This window comes from Streptomyces kanamyceticus, from assembly GCF_008704495.1.
Lineage (GTDB): Bacteria > Actinomycetota > Actinomycetes > Streptomycetales > Streptomycetaceae > Streptomyces > Streptomyces kanamyceticus.
This window is the reverse complement of the sequence record NZ_CP023699.1, coordinates 1840739-1859538: the sequence shown is the minus strand read 5'-3', so window position 1 is coordinate 1859538 and position 18800 is coordinate 1840739. Positions and strand designations below refer to the sequence as shown.

Here is an 18800-nt window from a genome sequence, read left to right as displayed (position 1 = left end):
CAACGCATCCGGCCCAAGGACAGATCCGTACGGCTGGGGGTGGCAGGGCGGCCTATGGCACCCGGGGGAGGGGACATCCCTCCTTCGGCAGAGCCGACGCGGGTCGGACGGGGGACACCGCCTGTCCCAGTGGACCAGTCGGCTGTCCGAATCGGCATATTGCGACATTGACGGCCTGCGGGATGACCGGAGTACCGTCACTCGTAGCGTGGCGGGACCCTCGGGTGACACTTACCTGCCTGCCGCGGGCCGAAGGCGGAGGGGCAGTGCTGACCGACCATGATCGTGCACTTGACCAGTACGGGGGACCGTGACCGGTGCACGCCGTGGCCTGCCCGCGGGCCCGACTCCGCCCGGCCGGCGGGAGACCGCGGCGCGCGCACCGCACGCCCGGCCCTCCCGCGAGACCGCGCGACCGAAACGGGGGAGGCTGCCGTGAACGAGGCTGCCACTGATCATTTAAGCCGCGGACCCGAGATCGCCGAGGCCCTGGGGGCCCGTCTCGAGTCCGTGCTCCACCACTACGAACAGCGCCTGCTCGCCTCGGGCGTGGGGGTCGACGACCCGCGCGTGCTGAACTTCTGCACCCTTCAGGCCCGGGCCGTGATCGAGGACTCGCTGCAGGCGCTCGGCAGCCGCCGTCCCCTGGAGCGGATGCGCTCGGTCGACGCCGAACGCGGCACGGGCGACGGCACCGTCTCCTTCCCCTACCAGGCCGACTGGCGCCTGGAGGATCCGCGCACCGCCGTGATGCTGCTCTTCGACGTGGTCGTGGAGGCGGTCGCGGCGTCCATGACGCACCACCCGGACACCTCGCGGTGCACCGTGGACGCGGCCGTCAGTCTGCACCACAGCATCATGTGGCGGTTCCAGGCCGCCCTGGAGACCAAGACCAGGCAGATGCTCCACGAGACGGCCCAGAGCTTCCTGGAGAACCGCCGCCGCATCTCCCGTGACCTGCACGACCGGGTCGGGTACGCGGTGAGCGTGGCCAAGCAGAACGTCGAACTGGTGCGCCTGTACCAGGCGTTGGACGCCCCCTCGGCGGACGCCAAACTGGTGGAGGCGGAGAACTCGCTGCGCACCGCGCTCGAAGAGGTCAGGCAGCTCGCGTCCGAGCTGCGGGTGCACGCCCGCATCGAGGGCCTGGAGAACGCGCTGCGGCACTGCGCGCAGGCGCTGTGCGCGCCGGGCGCCGCCTTCGACATCGTCGTCACCGGGCACGAGTGCTGGCTCTCCGACGACACCATGGACGAGCTCTTCCAGGCGCTGCGCGAGGCCCTGCGCAACGCCTTCGCGCACTCCATGGCGAGCACGGTCACCGTGCGCGTCGACATCGCGCCGCACGAGACGCGGGCGGTGGTCGAGGACGACGGGGTCGGCTTCGAGGTGGCCAGGCGCCCCGGCGGCGTGGGGCTCGCCTCGATGCGCGAGCGCATCGAGCGCCTCGGCGGCTCGGTCGCCATCTCCAGTCATACGGGCAGGGGCGTCTTCGTCGAGTTCCTGCTTCCCACGAAGAGCGGATGAGGCGCGGATGCAGACCGTGGTGACCCGCATCGTGATCGTCGACGACCACACCCTGGTGCGCGACGGACTGAGCGAAATGCTCAACGCGGAACCGGAGTTCCTGGTCGTCGGCGAGGCGGGGGACGGCGCCAGGGCGGTCGAGGTGATCGCGGCCAAGTCCCCCGACGTGGTGCTGCTCGACGTCGGGCTGCCGGACCGCGACGCCGCGGGGACGCTGCGGCGCATCCTCGACGTGGTCCCCGCGGTGCGAGTGATCATGGTGAGCGTGTACGACGAGCCGCGCATCGTGCAGGAACTGCTCAGGGGCGGGGCGCGCGGCTATCTGCTCAAGACCGTTTCGCGGCAGGACCTCGTCGCGGCGGTACGGGCCGTGGTCGCCGACGACGAACGGGTCGTCCTGTCGGTCTCCCGGGCGAGCATGACGCAGGTGCACGCCCCGGCTCCCTCCGAGCCGGGGCTGCTCTCCGCCCGCGAGCGCGAGGTCATGACCCTGGTCGCCCAGGGCATGACCAACGGCCAGACGGCACGCCAGCTCGCGGTGGCCGAGGGCACCGTGAAGCACCATCTGCGCAACATCTTCGCCAAGTTGGGCGCCACCTCGCGGATCGACGCCGTGAACAAGGCGATCGCGGCGTCGCTGATCACCGGTCAGGGCGGTGACCGCGGCTGAGGCCTCAGGCGGGTTCGATGGCGATCAGCGGCTGCCCGAACTCGACCGGTTCCCCGTCCGGTACGAGGAGTTCGGCGACCAGGCCCGCCGTCGGGGCCGCCACCGGTGTCATCAGTTTCATCGCCTCGACGACGCCGATCTGCTGGCCGGGGGTGACGGCGTCCCCCGGCGTAACGAAGGGCGGGGCGTCCGGCTGCGGGCGGTGGTAGAAGGTGCCGACGCAGGGGGAGAGCACCCGGGTGCGGGTGTCCTCCTCCTCGTGCGGCTCGCCCTCGTCCGCGCCGCCGCCCCCCGCGGCCGCGGGCGGCCGTCCCGCCGTCGGCGGTCCGTTCCACTCCACGACCACCGCGGTGCCGCCCGAGGTGACCTGGAGGCGGCTGAGCCCCGGCCCCGCGAGCCTGACCAGGCGCTCGGCACCGCGGCACAGCTCGTCCAGGTCCTGGCCCGTGCCGGCCTCGGCGTCGGTGTCGGCGCTGGTGTCGCTCATGCGGTCGCGCGCGGGGTGTCGGCCTCGATGCGGTCCCGGATGAGGGCCATCTGCACCTTGCTGTTGCGGTTGATGTTGTCCCGCATCCAGGCGTCGCCGACCGGGGCCTCGGGCTTCATGGCGAACTCCTGCCGCCAGCGCATCAGGGTGCCGTCCGCCACCTCCTCGTACGTCCAGTGGATGCGCATGAACGCGAAGGGCCCCGTCTCCACGCGGTGCGCCCGCACGGTGCCGCGGGCGCGGTCCATGACGCGTTCGGAGACCCAGCTCCACTCCTTGCCGTCGTCGTCGGGGTGCAGCGTGAGGCGGAACAGGACGCGGTCGCCCTCGCGTTCGAGGACCTCGACCTCCTTGTACTCGCTGAAGAGGTCGGTCCAGCGCTCCAGTTCGTTGGTGCGCTGCCACACGACGTCGAGCGGCGCGTGGATGACGATCTCGTTCTCGGTGAGCTCGGGCACGGTCAGGCTCCCTTCGGCGTGCCGGTCGGTGCGCCCGCTTCCTCGGTGAGGCGGCGGTTGACGACGGCGAGCAGCTCGCCGGGGGCCGCCGCCTCCTCCGCTTCCTTGCCGAGCTGTACGCCGAGGCGGTTCTCCAGCTCGGAGACGATGCCCAGGGTGCCGAGCGAGTCGACGCCGAGGTCCTTGAACACGGCGCCGGGTTCCGCGAGGTCGGCCGGGCGCAGCGCCACTCCGGCGCACTCCTCGACCAGCATGGCGAGCGTCTCGTACGTGAGGGGTGTTCCTGTGGTCATGAGGTCTCTCCTTCGGAAGGTGAACGGCGCAGTACCAGCGCGGAGTTGTTGCCCGTGAGGCCGCGCGCGAGGAGCAGCGCGGTGCGCACCGGCACGGTGCGCGCCCGCCCGGTGACGAGGTTCAGGTCGTGCAGGGCCGGGTCGGTGGCGCCGACCCGGGGCGTCGGCGGGATCACGCCGTGCCGCAGGCCGCGCACGGCGAGCGCCACATCGAGCGCCGCGGCACCCGAATAGGCGCGTCCCGTACCGGACTTGGGCGCCGTCACCGGCACCGAGCGCAGCCGCGCGCCGAACACGGCCCGCAGCGCCGCCACTTCGGCGGCGTCCGCCTCGGGCACGCCGAGCGCGTCGGCGAAGACCACGTCGACCTCGTGCGGGGCGACGTCCGCCTCGGCCAGCGCGATCCGGGCCGCGGCCGCGAGCCCTTCGGCCGACCGGTCGAAGCGGCGCGCCCCGGTGAACGTCGTGCCGTGCCCGAGGACCTCGGCCTGCGGCTCCGCGCCGCGCGCAGCCGCCGCCCGCGCCTCCTCCACGACGACCATCGCGCCGCCCTCGGCGGGCACGAACCCCCGGGCCCGCTCGGTGAACGGCAGATAGCCGCGCCCGGCACGGCGCTCCGCGCTGAGCAGTCCGTGGCCGAACTGGCAGGCCATGGAGAACGGGGACAGCGGCGCCTCCGCGCCGCCCGCGAGCATCGCCGCGGCCCCTCTGTCGATCTCCCTGCGGGCGTACGCCACCGCGTCGAGGCCGCCCGCCTCGTCGGTGACCAGGACGCCGCTCGGCCCCTTGAGGCCGTGCCGCAGCGAGATCTGGCCGGTGCTCGCGGCGTAGAACCAGGCGATGGACTGGTAGGGGCCCACGTGCCGGGGCCCCTTGCTCCAGAGTCGCTGGATCTCCTGCTGGCCGAACTCGACGCCACCGGCGCAGCTCGCCGTGACCACCCCGAAGGAGTACGGCGGGAGTTCCGCGGGCGACAGACACGCGTCGCGCAGCGCCATGTCGGATGCGGCGAGCGCGAGATGGGTGAACCGGTCGGTCTGCGCGACGATCCGGCCCTCCAGGTGTTCCAGGGGCTCGAACCCCCTGATCTCTCCCGCGAGCGCGAGCGGCGTGCCCCGCGGGTCGTAGCGGGTGAGCGGGGCGATGGCGCACAGCCCTTCCCGCGCCGCCTTCCACACCAGGTCGATGCCGATCCCGGTGGGCGCGATGGCGCCGACCCCCGTGATGACCGTGCGGCGTGTCACCTCAGCCCCCTCCGGTCCAGGACGACGGCCGACTGGAAGCCGCCGAACCCGCTGCCGACGGACAGCACGGTGTCCAGGCGTGCCTGACGTGCCGTCACCGGCACGTAGTCCAGGTCGCATTCGGGGTCGGCGTTCTCCAGGTTCGCGGTCGGCGGGACGAGGGATTCGTCCATCGCCAGGACGCAGGCGGCCAGTTCGATCGCGCCGATCGCGCCGAGCGAGTGCCCGACCATCGACTTGATGGAGCTGATCGGCACCTCGCGGGCGCGCCCGCCGAGGGCGAGCTTGAAGGAGGCCGTCTCGTGCCGGTCGTTCTGCTTGGTGCCCGAGCCGTGCGCGTTGATGTAGTCGATCGCGTCGGGCCCCCGGTCCGCCTGCCGCATCGCGCGCTCGATGGATTCGGCCAGCTCGATGCCCTCCCTGGTCAGACCCGTCATGTGGTACGCGTTGCTGCGGGTCGCGAAGCCGCCGACCAGGCAGTGGACTTCGGCGCCGCGCCGCCGCGCGTGCTCCAGCTCCTCCAGGACGAGGACGGCGGCGCCCTCGCCGAGCACGAAGCCGTCCCGGTCCCTGTCGAAGGGGCGCGAGGCGCTTTCCGGCGCGTCGTTGCGCTCGGAGGTGGCCCTGATCGCGTCGAAGCAGGAGACGGTGATGGGGGAGACGGGTGACTCCGAAGCGCCGGTGATCATGACGTCGGCGCGGCCCTCCGCGATGGCCTGGAAGGCGTAGCCGACCGCGTCGAGCCCCGATGTGCAGCCCGTGGAGACGGTGTGCACCACGCCCTGGGCGCCGCTGAGTTCGGCGATCTCACCGGCCAGCGGGGCGGGCGAGAAGACGCGGTGCAGGGCGGGCGAGGTGCGTTCGTGGTCGACCTCCCAGCTGCTGCCGCGGGCGGAGGCGCGGATGTAGTCCGACTCCAGGAGGGTGGTGCCGCCGACCGCGCTGCCCAGCGAGACGCCGGTGCGCCAGGGATCCTCGGCGGCCATGTCGAGACCGGCCGCGTCGAGCGCCTCGCGCGCCGCGACCGCGGCGAACTGTACGTAGCGGTCCATGCGTTGGGCCTCGTGCGCGCTCAGGCCGTGCTCGGCCGGGTCGAAGTCGCACTCGGCCGCCATTCGCGAGCGGAAGCCCGTCGGATCGAAGAGCGTGATGGCGCGGGTGGCGGTGCGCCCGGAGCCGAGGAGTTCGACGAAGGCGTCCGAGCCGATCGCGCCGGGCGCCACGACGCCCACCCCCGTGACGGCGACCTGCCGGGTCATGTCCCGTCCCGCTGTTCGGTGTCCACGTGCCCGAGGTCGGGCCGGGGCGCGAGCGGGCCGAGGTGGAAGACGATGCGTACGTCGACGTTGCCCGCGTTGCGGACCCGGTGGCGCATGCCGATGGGCACCATCAGGGCCTGGTCGGGTCCCAACCGGTGCGGCACGTCGTCGAGTTCGACGATGACATCGCCCTGCACGACGTAGAGGAACTCCTCGGAATACGGGTGGTAGTGCTCGGCGATCCAGTCGCCCGGCGTGATGCGGGCGACGCCCATGAAGCCGGACGTGGCCCCCACCGTCGGCGGCGTGAGCAGGGTGCGCAGTTCGCCGCCGCGCCGGGTATTGGGCACGGCATCGCGTGCGTCGACGACGCGCACGGTGTGCGTGGTCATGGTTCTCCTTGTCCCCGTTGGGTCGGATCAGAGCGGTGCTGCCGTGCGCAGCCGCACCGCGAAGGGTTTGTGGACGTAACCGGCCGATGCCGCCGTGATGGGAGCGGCGAGGTCCGGCTGGCCGGGGCTCTCGGCCCAGGCGCGGTAGTGCGCGGCCGAGGCCCACTCGCTGGTGATGAGCCATTCGTCGGGGTCGGCGAGGGACTGACAGAGCTCGTCTCCCAAGTGCCCTTCCGCCTGGGCGACTTGATGGCGTATCCGCTCGTACGCCGTGACGAACCGGTCGGCGCCGCCGCTCTCCACGCGGACGAGGAAGAGCACGCGAAGGCGCGGCTCCTCCTCGCTCATACGGTGCCCTCCACCACGTGCAGGCTGGTGCCCGGCACCGGGCGGTAGCCGTGATAGGTGAGACCCGCCTCGGCGAAGAGGTCGGCGAGGCCCGCCGCGGTGTGCTTCTTGCCGCCGACGTTGAGCAGCAGGAAGAGGTCCATGGCGGTGGTGACCTTGAGCTCCGTGCTGTCCTCGACGAGGTTCTGCACCAGTGCGACGCGCGATCCGGGCCGCCCCGCCGCCGCCATGGCGCGCAGCGCGGCGAGCGAGCTCTCGTCGTCCCACTCCAGGACGTTCTTGCACAGGTAGAGGTCCCTGCCCTTGGGCACGGACTCGCGGCAGTCGCCGCCGACGATCTCGCAGCGCTCGGCCAGCGGGCCCTCGCGCAACCCGGGCAGCGCGCCCGCGACCACGCCCGGCAGGTCGAACAGCGTGCCGCGCAGGCCCTCGTGGCGCTCCAGGAGGGTGTGTACGAGGTGGCCCTGGCCGCCGCCGATGTCCACGACGGAGTCCACCCCCGTGAGGTCGAGGGCGTCGGCGACCGGCGCCGACGTGATGCGGCTCGACTGGGTCATCGCCCGGTCGAAGGTCTCGGCGGCCGCCGGGTCGTCCTCGGCGAGGTGCGCGAAGAACTGCTTGCCGAAGAGGGTGTCGAAGACCCGCTCGCCGGTGCGCACCGCGTCGGCGAGCAGCGGCCAGGCCTGCCAGGTCCAGGGCGCGGTGGCCCACAGCACGATGAACCGCATGCCGCCCGGGGCGTCTTCGCGCAGGAGCCGGGAGAGGTCGGTGTGCGCGAAGCGGCGCCCGGCCCGCTCATCGAAGACGCCGTGCGGACCGAGCGCGCGCAGCAGGCGCTCCAACGTCGGTGCGTGCGCGCCGACTTGGGGGGCGATCTCGGCCGCGGTGCGCGGTTCCTCGTCGAGGGCGTCCGGGACGCCGAGCTCGACGGCGGCCCGCAGGGCGCCCGCGAAGCCGAGGCTCATGCCCAGCTCGCGCAGCTTCGTTGCGGCTTCGGGCGTGGGGCGTAAGGGAGTTGACGTCATGGTGAGGTGCTCCTCCGGTGAAGCAATTCAGGGACCAATCCATTGACTTACTCAATCAACGACTCTACATAATGACTCAAGCCGCGCAAGAGGCAACCGCGCAAGAGGCAACCGAGAGAGTGAGGGCAGCTCCACATGGCCGAGATCTCCGCTGACAACGAATTCGCCACGTTCATCAACCTGTTCCCGACCAAGCCGCGGGACCAGCAGAAGCTGGTCGACCTGATCGTCAAGGCGCACGAGGAGCTGATCCGGCACCGGCCCGGCTACGTCTCCGGCAACGTGCACCGCAGCGTCGACGGCTACCAGGTCGTCGACTACACGCAGTGGCGCCGACGCGAGGACTTCGAGGCGATGGTGCGGGACCCCGCGTCCGCCCCGCACTTCATGCCGATCGGCGAACTGACCCAGGGCAAGCAGGGCGCGTACGACGTCGTCTACACGCACGTCACCGAAGAGGCCGAGGGAGCGAAGGAAGGAACAGGTGATGAGTGACCCCCAGCGTCGCTACGACGTGGTGGTGGTCGGCGGCGGCCCGGCCGGTGCCTCCACCGCCGCACTGCTCGCCACCGAGGGCCGCGGCGTCCTCGTCCTGGAACGCGAGAAGTTCCCCCGCTACCACATCGGCGAGTCCCTCATCCCCGGCGTGTGGCCCACCCTGGACCGGCTCGGTCTGCGCGAACGCCTGGAGAACATGGGGCTCGTGAGGAAGTACGGCGCCACCCTGGTGTGGGGCCGCGACCTGCCGAAGTGGACCTTCGCCTTCGCCGAGGGCGGCCCCTACCCGTACGCCTACCAGGTGCGCCGCGCCGACTTCGACGCGCTCCTGCTCACCCGCGCCAGGGAGCTCGGCGCCCACGTCGTGGAGGACGCCACCGTCAAGGAACCGCTCGTCGACGGCGAGCGCGTGACCGGCGTGCGCTACCAGCCGCGCGGCGGCGACCCGGTCGAGGCGCACGCCGATTTAGTGATCGACGCGTCGGGCCAACAGCGTTGGCTCGGACGCCACTTCGACCTCATCCGGTGGCACGAGGACCTGCGCAACATCGCCGTCTGGGCGTACTACCAGGGCTGCCGGAGGTACGAGGGGCAGGAGAGCGGCAACGTCCTGATCGAGTACCGGCCGGGCGGCTGGCTCTGGTTCATCCCGCTCGGCGACGGCACCACCAGCATCGGCTACGTCACCCCGACCGCCACGCTCGCGGAGTCGGGCCTGACCGCGGAGAAGCTCTGGGCCGAGCAGACCGCCGAGTCCCGCGAGGTCGCCAAGATGATGGAGCCCGCGACGCGCGTCAGCGGCTTCCGCACCATCAAGGACTGGTCGTACCACCTGGAGCGCTTCCACGGACCCGGCTGGCTCGCCGTCGGCGACGCCGCCTGCTTCGTCGACCCGCTGCTCTCCACCGGCGTCACCCTCGCCCTGCGCGGCGGCACCACCGCGGCCACCGCGGCGGGGACGATGCTCGACACCCCCGCCACCGCGCACGAGACGGGACGGCGCTACGAGGAGGGCTACCGGCGCTTCCTCACCGGCATCCTCGATTTCGTCCGCGCCTTCTACGACCAGCGCAAGAACCGCGGCGAGTACTACGAGGACGCCAAGAGCATCCTCGACCGGGGCGAAGAACTGCCCGCCGGAGTCGACTTCGTGACCCTGGTGTCCGGCCTCGCCGACGGCGGCGACTTCTTCGACAGCCCGCCCGAGGACCGGTGGGAGATCGAGGAGGAGCTGCGCGACCGCGTCCCCGCGCCGCCGCTGACCGTGGAGCGGGGCCGGTGACGCCGCAGGAGCAGAGCGCACTCCTGCTGCGGGTCTCCACCGGCAGCTGGCTGATCCACGCGCTCAACGCCGTGGCACGGCTCGGCGTCCCCGACGTCCTGGACGACGAGCCGCGCCCCGTCGAGGAGTTCGCGGCCAAACTCGGCGCCGACGCCGACGCGCTCGGCAGGACCCTGGGCGCCCTCGCGGGCCTCGACTTCTTCACCGAGGGACCGCGCGGGCACTTCGCGCTGAACGAGGCGGCGCGGCTGCTGCGCACCGACGCGCCGGGACCGCTGCGGGCCTTCCTCTCGATCGGGGTGGAGCGCGTGCTGCCGCTGTTCCGGGAGCTGGAGCACACCCTTCGGACGGGTAAGCCCGCCGCCGAGAAGATCTACGGAATGCCGTACTTCGCGTACCTCGACAGCCATCCCGACGACGACCGCGAGTTCACCAGGTCCCTCGGCCGCAGCGCCGCCGCCTTCTTCGACACCGCGCTGGACCGGATGGCCCTGGACGGCGCGGAGCACCTGGTCGACCTCGGCGGCGGCGACGGCACCCTCGTCGAACTGGCGCTGCGCAAACACCCGCGGCTCACCGCAACGCTCCTCGACCGTCCCCGGATACTCGGCGCCGCACGCGAGCGGATGCGCGCGGCGGGCCTCACCGACCGGTGCGACCTGGTCGGCGGCAGCTTCTTCGCCGAGGTGCCCACGGGCGGCGACGTCTACTGCGTCGCCCGCTGCCTGCACAACTGGGACGACGACACGGTCCGAACGCTGCTGCGCACGGTGCGCTGCGCGGTGGCGCCCGACGCCCGCCTGCTGCTCCTGGAGGACGTCGTCCCGGAAGGCCCCGCGGCCGCGACGGACGACTACTCGGACCTGGTGATGATGCTCATCGGCGGCCGGGAACGCACCCTCGCCGAGTACGCGTCGCTGCTCGGCGACGCACGGTTCGCCCTCACCGGCGCGCAGCACGTCGGCACCGTCGCCGCGCCCCGGCTCCACCTCGTCGAAGCCGCCCCCTTCACCCAGGAGTGAACAAGCGCGGCGACGTCCGCGCCGCGGGCACCGGCGACCGCGGCGCGGACGGCGTCAGCGGTCCGCCGACACCAGGCCCGAGCGGTAGGCGATGATCACGAGCTGCACCCGGTCGCGGGCGCCGAGCTTGGCGAGCAGCCGGGTCAGATACGTCTTGGCCGTGGCCACGCTGATGCAGAGCCGCTCGGCGATCTCGGTGTTGGACAGTCCGCCGCCGACCAGGGTGAGCACCTCGCGCTCCCGTTCGGTGATGCCCTCGACGGCCACGTCGCGGCCCGGTGGGGCGGTCGTGGGCCGGTCGGCGAACTCCTTGATGAGGCGCCGGGTGACGCTCGGCGCGATCAGGGCGTCCCCCGCGGCGACCACGCGGACGGCGGCGAGGATGTCGTCCAGGGCCATGTCCTTGACGAGGAACCCGGAGGCACCGGCGCGCAGCGCGGCATAGACGTACTCGTCGTCGTCGAACGTGGTGAGCACGATGACCCGGGTCGGCTCCGCGCCCGAGGTGATCAGACCGGTCGCCTCGATGCCGTCCATGCCGGGCATGCGGATGTCCATCACCACGACGTCCGGGCGGAGTTCGGCCGCCTTGCGCACGGCGTCCGCGCCGTTGTCGGCCTCGCCCACCACCTCGATGTCGGGGATATCCGTGATGACCATGCTGAGCGCCGTACGGATCAGGGGCTGGTCGTCGACGAGCAGGACGCGGACGGTCATCCCGCCACCGCCGCTCGCGCGGGCGCGGGCACCGGCAGCCTCGCCGTCACCAGGAAGCCGCCGCCGGGGCGCGGTCCCGCGCTGAACTCCCCGTGCAGCAGGGCGGCGCGCTCGCGCATCCCGGCCAGGCCGAAGCCGCCGGAAGCGGGGTTCGTGACGTGGCCGCGGCCGCTGTCGGCTACTTCGATGATGAGCTCCCCGGCACGGTGGTCGACGCTCACCCGGCAGGATCGGGCGCCGGAATGACGTACCACGTTGGTGATCGACTCCTGGATGATACGGAACGCGGAAAGGTCGACATCGGACGGCAACGGCCGCTGTTCGCCCCGCCGTACGACCTCCACGCGCACCCCTGCGGCGGTGGTGGCCGCGGCGATCCTGTCGAGATCGGCGAGGCCCGCCGCGGGGTTCGCCGCAGGGACCGGTGCAGGGCCCGATGCCGGGTCTGATGCCGCGTCCGATGCCGTATCGGCCTGCCGGAGCGCGCCTAGCATCCGCCGCAGCCCCGAGAGAGTCTCCCGGCCCGCCGTCTCCACGGCCACCATCGCCTCGCGCGCCCTGGCGGGCTGGGTCTCCACGACGCGGGCGGCCGCGCCCGCCTGGAGGGCGATGATGCCGATGCTGTGCGCGACCGTGTCGTGCATCTCGCGGGCGATGCGCAGCCGTTCGGCGGTCACGGCCTGTGCCGCCGCCTGTGCGCTCATCCGCCGCGCGTACTCGCGGGACTGCCGCACCGACTTGCCGACCAGCCAGCCGACGGCGGCGAGCAGCGAGTACGTCTGCCACCCCGTCCAGCTGGTGTCGATGGTGTGCGGGAGCTGGACGGGCAGCCCCGACCACTGCCGGGTGAGCGCGTAGCCGGGCAGCACGCAGAGCGAGACGCCGAGGGCGGTCCAGCGGGCGCGGCGCGATCCGCCCGCCACGATGCGGGCCATGGCGACGTCGATCGCCAGGTAGTGCAGGAAGGTGATGCCGGTCTCGCCGCTCGCCAGCGTCGCGGTGAACGTCGCGGCGACGAAGAGGCCGAGTGCCGTCAGCGGCCTCGGGCCCAACAGCCGGGCGGCGCCGCACACGAGGCCGACGCTCGCGGCGACGAGGACCCAGTCGCCCGCGCCGAGCGGCGCGTCGCCGGTCGGCATCCCCGGAATGCCGAACTGCGAACGCAGGGCGTTGGCCAGTCCCACGCACCAGGCAACGGCGGCCCACGCGCCCACGGACGGGCGTTTGAGCAGGGAGAGCGGCGAAAGGGCAGGCATGCGCCGAGGGTAGCCGCGGGTCAGGGCCGCGGGCATCGGACCTGGGCCGTACAACCAGGGTCGACACCCGGGCCGCGGGAATGTCAGTCCTGGCCCGACGACGCGGCAGGTGCCCTCGCGACACCGTGGTGAGCGTGATCGAAGTCAACGAACTGACGAAGCGGTACGGGACGGCAACGGCCGTCGACGGATTGAGTTTCACGGTGCGCCCGGGGCGGGTGACCGGCTTCCTCGGGCCGAACGGCGCGGGCAAGACGACCACGCTGCGCATGCTCCTCGGACTCGTCGGTCCCACCTCGGGCACGGCGGAGGTCGACGGCGTCCCCTTCAGGACACGGCCGCGCGGACTGCGGCACGTGGGCGCCCTCCTCGACGCGGGCGACGTGCACGGCGGGCGCGGCGCACGGGCCCACCTGGCCGCGCTCGCCCGCACCAACCGGATTCCGCGGGCCAGGGTCGGCGAGGTCCTCGCCGAGGTGGGACTCGCGGAGGTGGCGGGGCGCCGGGTGGGCGGCTTCTCGCTCGGCATGCGCCAGCGCCTGGGCATCGCCACGGCGCTGCTCGGCGAACCGCCCGTACTCCTCTTCGACGAACCGCTCAACGGCCTCGACCCGGAGGGCGTGCAGTGGGTCCGCGGCCTCTTCAGGCGCCTGGCCGCCGAGGGCCGCACGGTGTTCGTCTCCAGCCACCTCATGTCCGAGATGGAACACACCGCCGACGACCTCGTCGTCATCGGCCGCGGCCGGCTCATCGCCGCGGAGAGCCTGTCCGCGTTCGCGGCCCGCTCGTCGCGCACGGCCGTGACCGTGCGGACGCCCGACGAGGCCACGCTGACCGGGCTGCTCGCCGCCGAGGGCGCGACGATCGCCCCGGACGGCACCGGGCGGCTCGTCGCGCACGGCCTCGCGGCGCCCCGCATCGCCGAACTCGCCCTGCGCCACCGGGTCCTGCTGCACGAACTGACCCCGCACACCGCGTCCCTGGAGGAGGCGTTCATGGAACTGACCGCCGACAGCGTCGAATACCTCGCGGGAGAGCCCCGATGACCACCACCACGTTGTCGCCTCCAATGACCGGGGCCACCGAGCCGCGCGCCCGCTTCGTGGATCTCGTCGCCGCCGAGTGGATCAAGCTCCGCTCGCTGCGCTCGACCCCCTGGGCGCTCCTGATCACCGCGCTCGCCGTCGTCGCCTTCAACGTCGGCGAGGCGTACGACACCTACCGCTACTGGTCGGCGGAGGAGGCGGACGAGGCGGGCCACCGGGCCCGGTTCATCCGCGACGGCATCCCGCTCCAGGAGGCGTTCACGCCCAACGCCACCATGGTGCTCATGCTCGCCGCGGGTGCCTTCGGGGCGCTCGCGATCGTGGGGGAGTACCGCAGCGGTCTGATCCGCACGACCTTCACGGCCGTGCCCGCCCGCCGTTCGCTGATGGCGGCCAAGGCGCTGGTCGTCGCGGCGGTCACGGCCGCGCTCGGCGTGCTCGTCGCGGGCGCCTCCTTCTGGCTCACCCAGGCGATCCTGTCGGGCAGGGACGCCGGGGTGCCGATCAGCCACCCGGGGGCCTGGCGCGTCGTCGTCGCGTCCGCGCTGCTCGCACCCGTGGCCGCGCTGGCAGGACTGGCGCTCGGCGCGCTCCTGCGACACGCGGGCAGCGCGGTCGTCGCCGCCTTCGTCCTCCTGGTCGTACTGCCCGGCGTGCTCAGCGACGAACGCCACTGGTCCGCCGTGGCCGGTCACACGCTGCCCTACCGGGCGTGGCTGCGCCTGGTCGAGACCGGCGCGCCGCCGTCCCCCTACCCGTGGACCACGGGCGGGGCCTGGCTCGTCCTCGCGCTCTGGCCACCCCTGGCGGCCGCCGTCGCCGTCATCGCCGGGGACCGCCGCGACCTGTGAGCGGCGCGGCTCATGCGGGTGGCACGCGGAGCCGAAGAAGGGGCAGGGAGTCCATGGCCGCCGCCGGGCGGCAGGGAGTGAGGAGAGCGCGTGGTGCGCAGGGGCCTGGTGGCCGTACTGGTGATCGTGGGAATCGCGGCGGCGGTGCTCGCCGTGACGGCCGCCCCGTGGTGGTGGGCCGCGGCGGGACCGCTGCTCGTGGCGGGCGCCGTGGGGACGTACGACGTGACGCAGCGCCGCCACTCCGTGCTGCGCAACTACCCCGTCATCGGGCATCTGCGCTACCTCATGGAGGCCGTGCGCCCGGAGCTCCAGCAGTACTTCATCGAGCGGGACTACGACGGCCGTCCCTACGACAAGGACACCAGGTCCACGGTCTACGAGCGGGCCAAGGGCGTCGCCGACCAGGACCCCTTCGGCACCGAACTCTCCGTCTACGAGCCGGGGTACGAGTTCTTCACCCACTCGATGGCGCCGAGCCCGGTGTCCGAGCACCCGCCGACCGTGCGGGTCGGCGGCCCCGGCTGCGCGAAGCCGTACGACATGGCGCTCTTGAACGTCTCCGCGATGAGTTTCGGCTCGCTCTCCGCCCAGGCGATCCTCGCCCTCAACCGGGGCGCCGCCGAGGGCGGCTTCGCCCATGACACGGGGGAGGGCGGCATCTCCGATTACCACCTGCGGTACGGCGGCGACCTGGTCTGGGAGATCGGCACCGGATACTTCGGCTGCCGTACGTCCGACGGCGGCTTCGATCCGGAGGAGTTCGCCCGCAAGGCGGCGGGCGACACCGTGCGCTGCGTCTCCCTGAAGCTGTCCCAGGGCGCGAAGCCGGGGATGGGCGGGGTGCTGCCGGGAGCCAAGGTCAACGCGGAGATCGCCCGGGTGCGCGAGGTGCCCGAGGGCCGCACTGTGATCTCGCCGAGCTACCACAGGGTGTTCTCCACGCCCCGTGAACTGGTCCGGTTCATCGCCGGGATGCGGCAGCTCGCCGGTGGCAAGCCGACCGGCTTCAAGCTCTGCGTCGGCAGCCGCAGGGACGTCCTCGCCCTGTGCAAGGCCATGATCGAGGAGGACGTCACCCCCGACTTCATCGTCGTCGACGGCGCCGAGGGCGGCACGGGCGCGGCGCCCATGGAGTTCGTGGACCACGTCGGCACGCCGCTCACCGAGGGCCTCGCCACCCTGCACAACGCGCTGGTCGGCAGCGGCCTGCGCGACCGCGTCCGGATCGGCGCGAGCGGCAAGGTGGCCACCGGCGCCGACATCGTCAAGCGGATGATCCAGGGGGCGGACTACACCAACGCGGCCCGCGCCATGATGTTCGCGGTCGGCTGCATCCAGTCGCAGCGCTGCCACACCAACCGCTGCCCGGTGGGCGTGGCCACCCAGGACGCGCGGCGCGCGCGGGCGCTCGACGTCGAGGACAAGTACCTGCGGGTGGCCAGGTTCCAGCGGGCGACCGTGCGCAGCGCGATGGAGATCATGGCGTCCCTCGGGGTGCGCGATCCGGCGCTGCTGCGCCCCTGGATGCTGCGGCGACGCGTGTCGCACGACGCGGTCCGCTCGTACGCGGACCTCTTCACCTGGCTGGAGCCGGGCCAGCTCCTGACCGCGAAGTCCCTGCCCACCGAGTGGCACCGCGCCTGGGACGGCGCGGACCCCGACACCTTCACCCCGTGATCCCGTGCGCCGCGCTGCCAGGAGCTCCCGGCGCCACCTGGATCACCACGGCGTACGAGCCGATCCCGAGCAGCCGTTCGCCGGGCACCTGTTCGCCGCGCGAGGTGTGCAGCGTGCCGATGCCGCCGGACTCCGGGTCGAAGGCGATGTCGCCGACCGTCCCGATCTGGTCGCCGAGCTCCGTCAACAGGCGCTTGCCGAGCGGGTTGTGGACCTCCGGGGACGACGCCGAGGTGAAGCGGGCCGGGGCGGCCGCCTCGACGACGACCGCGTCGGGGCCGACCGCGTGGACGTCCGTCCAGGGGATGACGTCGCCGCCCGACGAGACGTCGGTGAGCCGTAGCGCGGTGATGCCCGCGTGCTCCGGGTCCACGACGAGCCCGGCCACGGTGCCGACGCGCGAGGCGTCGAGGGCGCTCAGGACCGGGCACCCGAGCGTCTGACTGAACAGCATCACGGGGTTCCCTCCGTTCCGGCGGCGTGCTGGCCGCCCTTCTCCATGAGCCGTTTGCGCCCCACCGCGGCGGGCAGCTCGACGATGTCGTCGACCACGTATTCGATGTCGGCCGCGGGGACCAGCAAGGTGTCGCCGGTCATCGCCGGCCTGGCGCCGAGCGGCAGGAAGACCTTCCGCTGGTGCCTGCCGAGCGCCTCCGCGGAGTCCACCTCGATGGCCACCGCCCGGCCCTCCGGGCCCCTCTCGACCACCACGTCGAGCACGGTGCCCACCCGCAGCCCCCGGTCCGTGAGCACCCCTGCCCCGCGCACAGGACCGGCCGCCGTCTCGTCCCACGAGGCGACCGCGGCCCTGTCCTCCAGCGCGTCGGCCGAGGCGATCATCACCGCGTCGGCCCCCAGGGAGCGCACTCCCGCCCACGGCAGGCTCTTGCGCAGCGGCCCGGCCAGCAACCCCCGCCCGGCCAGCGTGAATCCGGCGATCCTGCCGTTGGCCGCGTCAAGCACGACGTCCTTGACCTGGGCGACCGCCTCACCGCCGAGCGTGACCACCGGACGCTTGGTGATCCCCGCCGCGAGCTCAAGGGGATTCAGCGCTCCCGGGTTCATCGCGCCCTCCCGCCTCGCGGCCGCCGTCCGCGCCGCACCACGATCACTCCGCCGCCGCGCCGCCGCGCCTGCGCCCCGAGCACACCGCCCACCAGCACGCCCGCCACGGCGACCACCGCGACGAGCCAGACCCACCACACCATCGCCCGCCTCCCGTTCGAGATCCGGTGAGCCGGTGATCCGGTCGAGGACCACCTCACCGAGGCACCACGAGTACCCGCCGGGGGCCGCTCAAGACCTGGCGCGGACGGCGTGATTCGCCCGATTCCGTGAGCAACTGATGCAAGATACATTCGTGGAAATACGGACATGCGCGCCCGCCAGCGCAGCCTGCTGTGCCACCCGATGGAGAGGCCGATCATGAACATTCCGTTCCTCGACAAGTGGCGCAAGCGGCACTCCGAGACGGAGCGGGCCGAGGGGCTCGCGGCCGCGTTCGACCAGGACCCCGACGGCGTCGCCGAGCTACTCTCCGAGTGCGAGCTGCTGCGCTCCCAGGCCGGTGCCGCCGGGCTCGAACTCGACGACTCCCCGGCCTCGTTGGCCGCGCTCGACCAGCTCCTGCCGCTCTGGCGCGACGACCCGGAACTGCTGCCGTGGCTCGGCAACGACGCGGGCCTGTACCTGGGATCCGTCGTCGTGCGCACGGTGCCCGGCGCCTCCTGGTACGTGTGGCCGGGCGGCAGCCCCGTCGTACGCCTCGCGTCGGGCCGGGAGGTCCCGGTGGTCGAGGCGGGTCTCGACTGGGCGGTGCAGGGCGCCCCCGAGCTGTCCCAGGTCTACGCCGAGGCTTCCGAGACGTAACCGTAATTGCCTCAAATACGGTTAATGCCCATACGTGCGTGTCGTCCCGTAAGTCCCGTTTAAGCGTGGATAGTTTGCGCGGACGTACACAGCTGAGAGTGGGCAGGTCTTGCCATGGCCGTCGATCCGTTGATCGAGCTGCGTGATGTGAACAAGTACTACGGAGAGCTCCATGTCCTCCAGGACATCGATCTCACCGTCGGCAAGGGGGAGGTGGTGGTGGTCATCGGCCCTTCGGGGTCGGGCAAGTCGACGCTCTGCCGGACGATCAACAGGCTCGAGACCATCCAGTCCGGAGAGATCAGGCTCGACGGGCAGCCGCTGCCCGACGAGGGGAAGGGACTCGCCAGGCTCCGCGCCGAAGTGGGCATGGTCTTCCAGTCCTTCAACCTCTTCGCGCACAAGACTGTTCTGCAGAACGTCTCCCTGGCGCAGACGAAGGTGCGCGGCCGCAAGAAGGAGGAGGCGGACAAACGCTCCCGCGAACTCCTGGAGCGCGTCGGCCTCTCCGCGCACGCGGACAAGTACCCGGCACAGCTCTCCGGCGGCCAGCAGCAGCGCGTGGCCATCGCCCGCGCGCTCGCCATGGACCCCAAGGCGCTGCTCTTCGACGAGCCTACGTCGGCCCTCGACCCCGAGATGATCACCGAGGTCCTGGAGGTCATGCAGCAGCTCGCCCGCGACGGCATGACGATGGTCGTCGTCACCCACGAGATGGGCTTCGCCCGCTCCGCCGCCAACCGGGTCGTCTTCATGGCCGAAGGGCGGATCGTCGAGGACCGGTCCCCCGAGGACTTCTTCCTGAACCCGGAGAGCGAACGGGCCAAGGACTTCCTCTCCAAGATCCTCAAGCACTGACGGGGGTGACGTGCTCTT

The 18800-nt window shown here is 72.3% G+C and carries 23 protein-coding genes; 10 read left to right on the top strand and 13 right to left on the bottom strand.

From position 1 onward, the window contains the following. The first annotated feature begins 435 nt into the window (after window positions 1-435). Both CP970_RS07230 and CP970_RS07225 read left to right on the top strand, forming a co-directional pair. Complete coding sequence (locus tag CP970_RS07230) at window positions 436-1527, top strand: sensor histidine kinase (protein ID WP_169801191.1); 1092 nt, start codon at window positions 436-438, stop codon at window positions 1525-1527. Window positions 1528-1534: 7 nt separating this feature from the next. Next, window positions 1535-2197: a response regulator gene (locus CP970_RS07225; RefSeq protein ID WP_055544272.1), complete on the top strand. Its 663-nt coding sequence runs from the start codon at window positions 1535-1537 to the stop codon at window positions 2195-2197. Between the two features lie 4 nt (window positions 2198-2201). On the opposite strand, the gene CP970_RS07220 is transcribed toward CP970_RS07225, so the two are convergent. The 8 genes from CP970_RS07220 to CP970_RS07185 are packed head-to-tail and all read right to left on the bottom strand — an operon-like array spanning window position 2202 to window position 7703. Further along, on the bottom strand, window positions 2202-2684 hold the full coding sequence (locus CP970_RS07220; RefSeq protein ID WP_055544271.1) for an acetyl-CoA carboxylase biotin carboxyl carrier protein: 483 nt from the start codon (window positions 2682-2684) through the stop codon (window positions 2202-2204). Next, complete coding sequence (locus tag CP970_RS07215) at window positions 2681-3142, bottom strand: SRPBCC family protein (RefSeq protein ID WP_055544270.1); 462 nt, start codon at window positions 3140-3142, stop codon at window positions 2681-2683. The genes CP970_RS07220 and CP970_RS07215 overlap by 4 nt, the downstream gene beginning before the upstream one ends. A 2-nt stretch (window positions 3143-3144) precedes the next feature. After that, window positions 3145-3435 (bottom strand): acyl carrier protein, encoded by a 291-nt coding sequence (locus tag CP970_RS07210; RefSeq protein ID WP_055544269.1) that lies wholly within the window; start codon window positions 3433-3435, stop codon window positions 3145-3147. Next, window positions 3432-4679 (bottom strand): beta-ketoacyl synthase N-terminal-like domain-containing protein, encoded by a 1248-nt coding sequence (locus tag CP970_RS07205; RefSeq protein WP_055544268.1) that lies wholly within the window; start codon window positions 4677-4679, stop codon window positions 3432-3434. The genes CP970_RS07210 and CP970_RS07205 overlap by 4 nt, the downstream gene beginning before the upstream one ends. Beyond that, entirely contained in the window at window positions 4676-5938 is a 1263-nt protein-coding gene (locus CP970_RS07200) for a beta-ketoacyl-[acyl-carrier-protein] synthase family protein (RefSeq protein WP_055544267.1), read from the bottom strand. Before CP970_RS07200 ends, CP970_RS07205 begins: the two co-directional genes overlap by 4 nt. Next, on the bottom strand, window positions 5935-6330 hold the full coding sequence (locus tag CP970_RS07195; protein ID WP_055544266.1) for a cupin domain-containing protein: 396 nt from the start codon (window positions 6328-6330) through the stop codon (window positions 5935-5937). The genes CP970_RS07200 and CP970_RS07195 overlap by 4 nt, the downstream gene beginning before the upstream one ends. Before the next feature lie 27 nt (window positions 6331-6357). Continuing rightward, on the bottom strand, window positions 6358-6678 hold the full coding sequence (locus CP970_RS07190; RefSeq protein WP_055544265.1) for an antibiotic biosynthesis monooxygenase family protein: 321 nt from the start codon (window positions 6676-6678) through the stop codon (window positions 6358-6360). After that, entirely contained in the window at window positions 6675-7703 is a 1029-nt protein-coding gene (locus CP970_RS07185; protein WP_055544264.1) for a methyltransferase, read from the bottom strand. The genes CP970_RS07190 and CP970_RS07185 overlap by 4 nt, the downstream gene beginning before the upstream one ends. A 135-nt stretch (window positions 7704-7838) precedes the next feature. Between CP970_RS07185 and CP970_RS07180 the strand changes: the two genes are divergently transcribed. Genes CP970_RS07180 through CP970_RS07170 form a run of 3 tightly spaced genes read left to right on the top strand, consistent with a single transcriptional unit; the run spans window position 7839 to window position 10505 of the window. Then, complete coding sequence (locus CP970_RS07180; RefSeq protein WP_055544263.1) at window positions 7839-8198, top strand: antibiotic biosynthesis monooxygenase family protein; 360 nt, start codon at window positions 7839-7841, stop codon at window positions 8196-8198. Then, window positions 8191-9483, top strand: coding sequence for an NAD(P)/FAD-dependent oxidoreductase (locus tag CP970_RS07175; RefSeq protein ID WP_063806000.1), 1293 nt, complete (start codon window positions 8191-8193; stop codon window positions 9481-9483). The genes CP970_RS07180 and CP970_RS07175 overlap by 8 nt, the downstream gene beginning before the upstream one ends. After that, complete coding sequence (locus CP970_RS07170) at window positions 9480-10505, top strand: methyltransferase (protein WP_055544262.1); 1026 nt, start codon at window positions 9480-9482, stop codon at window positions 10503-10505. Before CP970_RS07175 ends, CP970_RS07170 begins: the two co-directional genes overlap by 4 nt. A gap of 54 nt (window positions 10506-10559) precedes the next feature. Here CP970_RS07170 and CP970_RS07165 read toward each other — a convergent pair whose 3' ends face one another. Next, window positions 10560-11222, bottom strand: a complete 663-nt coding sequence (locus CP970_RS07165; protein WP_055544261.1) for a response regulator — start codon at window positions 11220-11222, stop codon at window positions 10560-10562. Then, a complete protein-coding gene (locus CP970_RS07160; protein ID WP_055544303.1) occupies window positions 11219-12478 on the bottom strand; it encodes a sensor histidine kinase in 1260 nt (419 codons plus the stop codon). Before CP970_RS07160 ends, CP970_RS07165 begins: the two co-directional genes overlap by 4 nt. Before the next feature lie 134 nt (window positions 12479-12612). Here CP970_RS07160 and CP970_RS07155 point away from each other — a divergent pair, with 134 nt between their 5' ends. From CP970_RS07155 to CP970_RS07145, 3 genes are all read left to right on the top strand, one after another. Continuing rightward, a complete protein-coding gene (locus tag CP970_RS07155) occupies window positions 12613-13524 on the top strand; it encodes an ABC transporter ATP-binding protein (protein WP_191094880.1) in 912 nt (303 codons plus the stop codon). Continuing rightward, entirely contained in the window at window positions 13521-14375 is an 855-nt protein-coding gene (locus CP970_RS07150) for an ABC transporter permease subunit (RefSeq protein WP_055544259.1), read from the top strand. Before CP970_RS07155 ends, CP970_RS07150 begins: the two co-directional genes overlap by 4 nt. Before the next feature lie 90 nt (window positions 14376-14465). Then, a complete protein-coding gene (locus tag CP970_RS07145; RefSeq protein WP_055544258.1) occupies window positions 14466-16055 on the top strand; it encodes an FMN-binding glutamate synthase family protein in 1590 nt (529 codons plus the stop codon). Here CP970_RS07145 and CP970_RS07140 read toward each other — a convergent pair. From CP970_RS07140 to CP970_RS44070, 3 genes are read right to left on the bottom strand one after another with little or no spacing between them, the layout of a single operon-like run. Next, entirely contained in the window at window positions 16045-16509 is a 465-nt protein-coding gene (locus CP970_RS07140; protein WP_055544257.1) for a PRC-barrel domain-containing protein, read from the bottom strand. The two genes, CP970_RS07145 and CP970_RS07140, sit on opposite strands and share 11 nt — an antisense overlap. Further along, on the bottom strand, window positions 16509-17120 hold the full coding sequence (locus tag CP970_RS07135) for a PRC-barrel domain-containing protein (protein ID WP_063805999.1): 612 nt from the start codon (window positions 17118-17120) through the stop codon (window positions 16509-16511). Before CP970_RS07135 ends, CP970_RS07140 begins: the two co-directional genes overlap by 1 nt. Further along, window positions 17117-17263 carry a hypothetical protein gene (locus CP970_RS44070; protein WP_169801190.1) on the bottom strand — a complete coding sequence of 49 codons (147 nt, stop codon included), beginning with the start codon at window positions 17261-17263 and terminating at the stop codon, window positions 17117-17119. The genes CP970_RS07135 and CP970_RS44070 overlap by 4 nt, the downstream gene beginning before the upstream one ends. A 217-nt stretch (window positions 17264-17480) precedes the next feature. On the opposite strand from CP970_RS44070, the gene CP970_RS07130 reads away from it, so the two are divergent. Then, window positions 17481-17924 (top strand): DUF6278 family protein, encoded by a 444-nt coding sequence (locus CP970_RS07130; protein WP_055544302.1) that lies wholly within the window; start codon window positions 17481-17483, stop codon window positions 17922-17924. A gap of 114 nt (window positions 17925-18038) precedes the next feature. Beyond that, the gene (locus tag CP970_RS07125; protein WP_055544256.1) at window positions 18039-18782 is read left to right on the top strand and encodes an amino acid ABC transporter ATP-binding protein; all 744 of its coding nucleotides are present in this window, start codon (window positions 18039-18041) and stop codon (window positions 18780-18782) included. The last annotated feature ends 18 nt before the right edge of the window (window positions 18783-18800 follow it).

Excerpts from the sequence above, each read along its gene's own strand:
- CP970_RS07225 (WP_055544272.1), top strand. The coding sequence starts at position 1,535 with ATGCAGACCGTGGTGACCCGCATCGTGATCGTCGACGACCACACCCTG.
- CP970_RS07220 (WP_055544271.1), bottom strand. The coding sequence starts at position 2,684 with ATGAGCGACACCAGCGCCGACACCGACGCCGAGGCCGGCACGGGCCAG.
- CP970_RS07210 (WP_055544269.1), bottom strand. The coding sequence starts at position 3,435 with ATGACCACAGGAACACCCCTCACGTACGAGACGCTCGCCATGCTGGTC.
- CP970_RS07200 (WP_055544267.1), bottom strand. The coding sequence starts at position 5,938 with ATGACCCGGCAGGTCGCCGTCACGGGGGTGGGCGTCGTGGCGCCCGGC.
- CP970_RS07195 (WP_055544266.1), bottom strand. The coding sequence starts at position 6,330 with ATGACCACGCACACCGTGCGCGTCGTCGACGCACGCGATGCCGTGCCC.
- CP970_RS07190 (WP_055544265.1), bottom strand. The coding sequence starts at position 6,678 with ATGAGCGAGGAGGAGCCGCGCCTTCGCGTGCTCTTCCTCGTCCGCGTG.
- CP970_RS07185 (WP_055544264.1), bottom strand. The coding sequence starts at position 7,703 with ATGACGTCAACTCCCTTACGCCCCACGCCCGAAGCCGCAACGAAGCTG.
- CP970_RS07180 (WP_055544263.1), top strand. The coding sequence starts at position 7,839 with ATGGCCGAGATCTCCGCTGACAACGAATTCGCCACGTTCATCAACCTG.
- CP970_RS07175 (WP_063806000.1), top strand. The coding sequence starts at position 8,191 with ATGAGTGACCCCCAGCGTCGCTACGACGTGGTGGTGGTCGGCGGCGGC.
- CP970_RS07165 (WP_055544261.1), bottom strand. The coding sequence starts at position 11,222 with ATGACCGTCCGCGTCCTGCTCGTCGACGACCAGCCCCTGATCCGTACG.
- CP970_RS07160 (WP_055544303.1), bottom strand. The coding sequence starts at position 12,478 with ATGCCTGCCCTTTCGCCGCTCTCCCTGCTCAAACGCCCGTCCGTGGGC.
- CP970_RS07150 (WP_055544259.1), top strand. The coding sequence starts at position 13,521 with ATGACCACCACCACGTTGTCGCCTCCAATGACCGGGGCCACCGAGCCG.
- CP970_RS07140 (WP_055544257.1), bottom strand. The coding sequence starts at position 16,509 with ATGCTGTTCAGTCAGACGCTCGGGTGCCCGGTCCTGAGCGCCCTCGAC.
- CP970_RS07135 (WP_063805999.1), bottom strand. The coding sequence starts at position 17,120 with ATGAACCCGGGAGCGCTGAATCCCCTTGAGCTCGCGGCGGGGATCACC.
- CP970_RS44070 (WP_169801190.1), bottom strand. The coding sequence starts at position 17,263 with ATGGTGTGGTGGGTCTGGCTCGTCGCGGTGGTCGCCGTGGCGGGCGTG.
- CP970_RS07130 (WP_055544302.1), top strand. The coding sequence starts at position 17,481 with ATGAACATTCCGTTCCTCGACAAGTGGCGCAAGCGGCACTCCGAGACG.
- CP970_RS07125 (WP_055544256.1), top strand. The coding sequence starts at position 18,039 with ATGGCCGTCGATCCGTTGATCGAGCTGCGTGATGTGAACAAGTACTAC.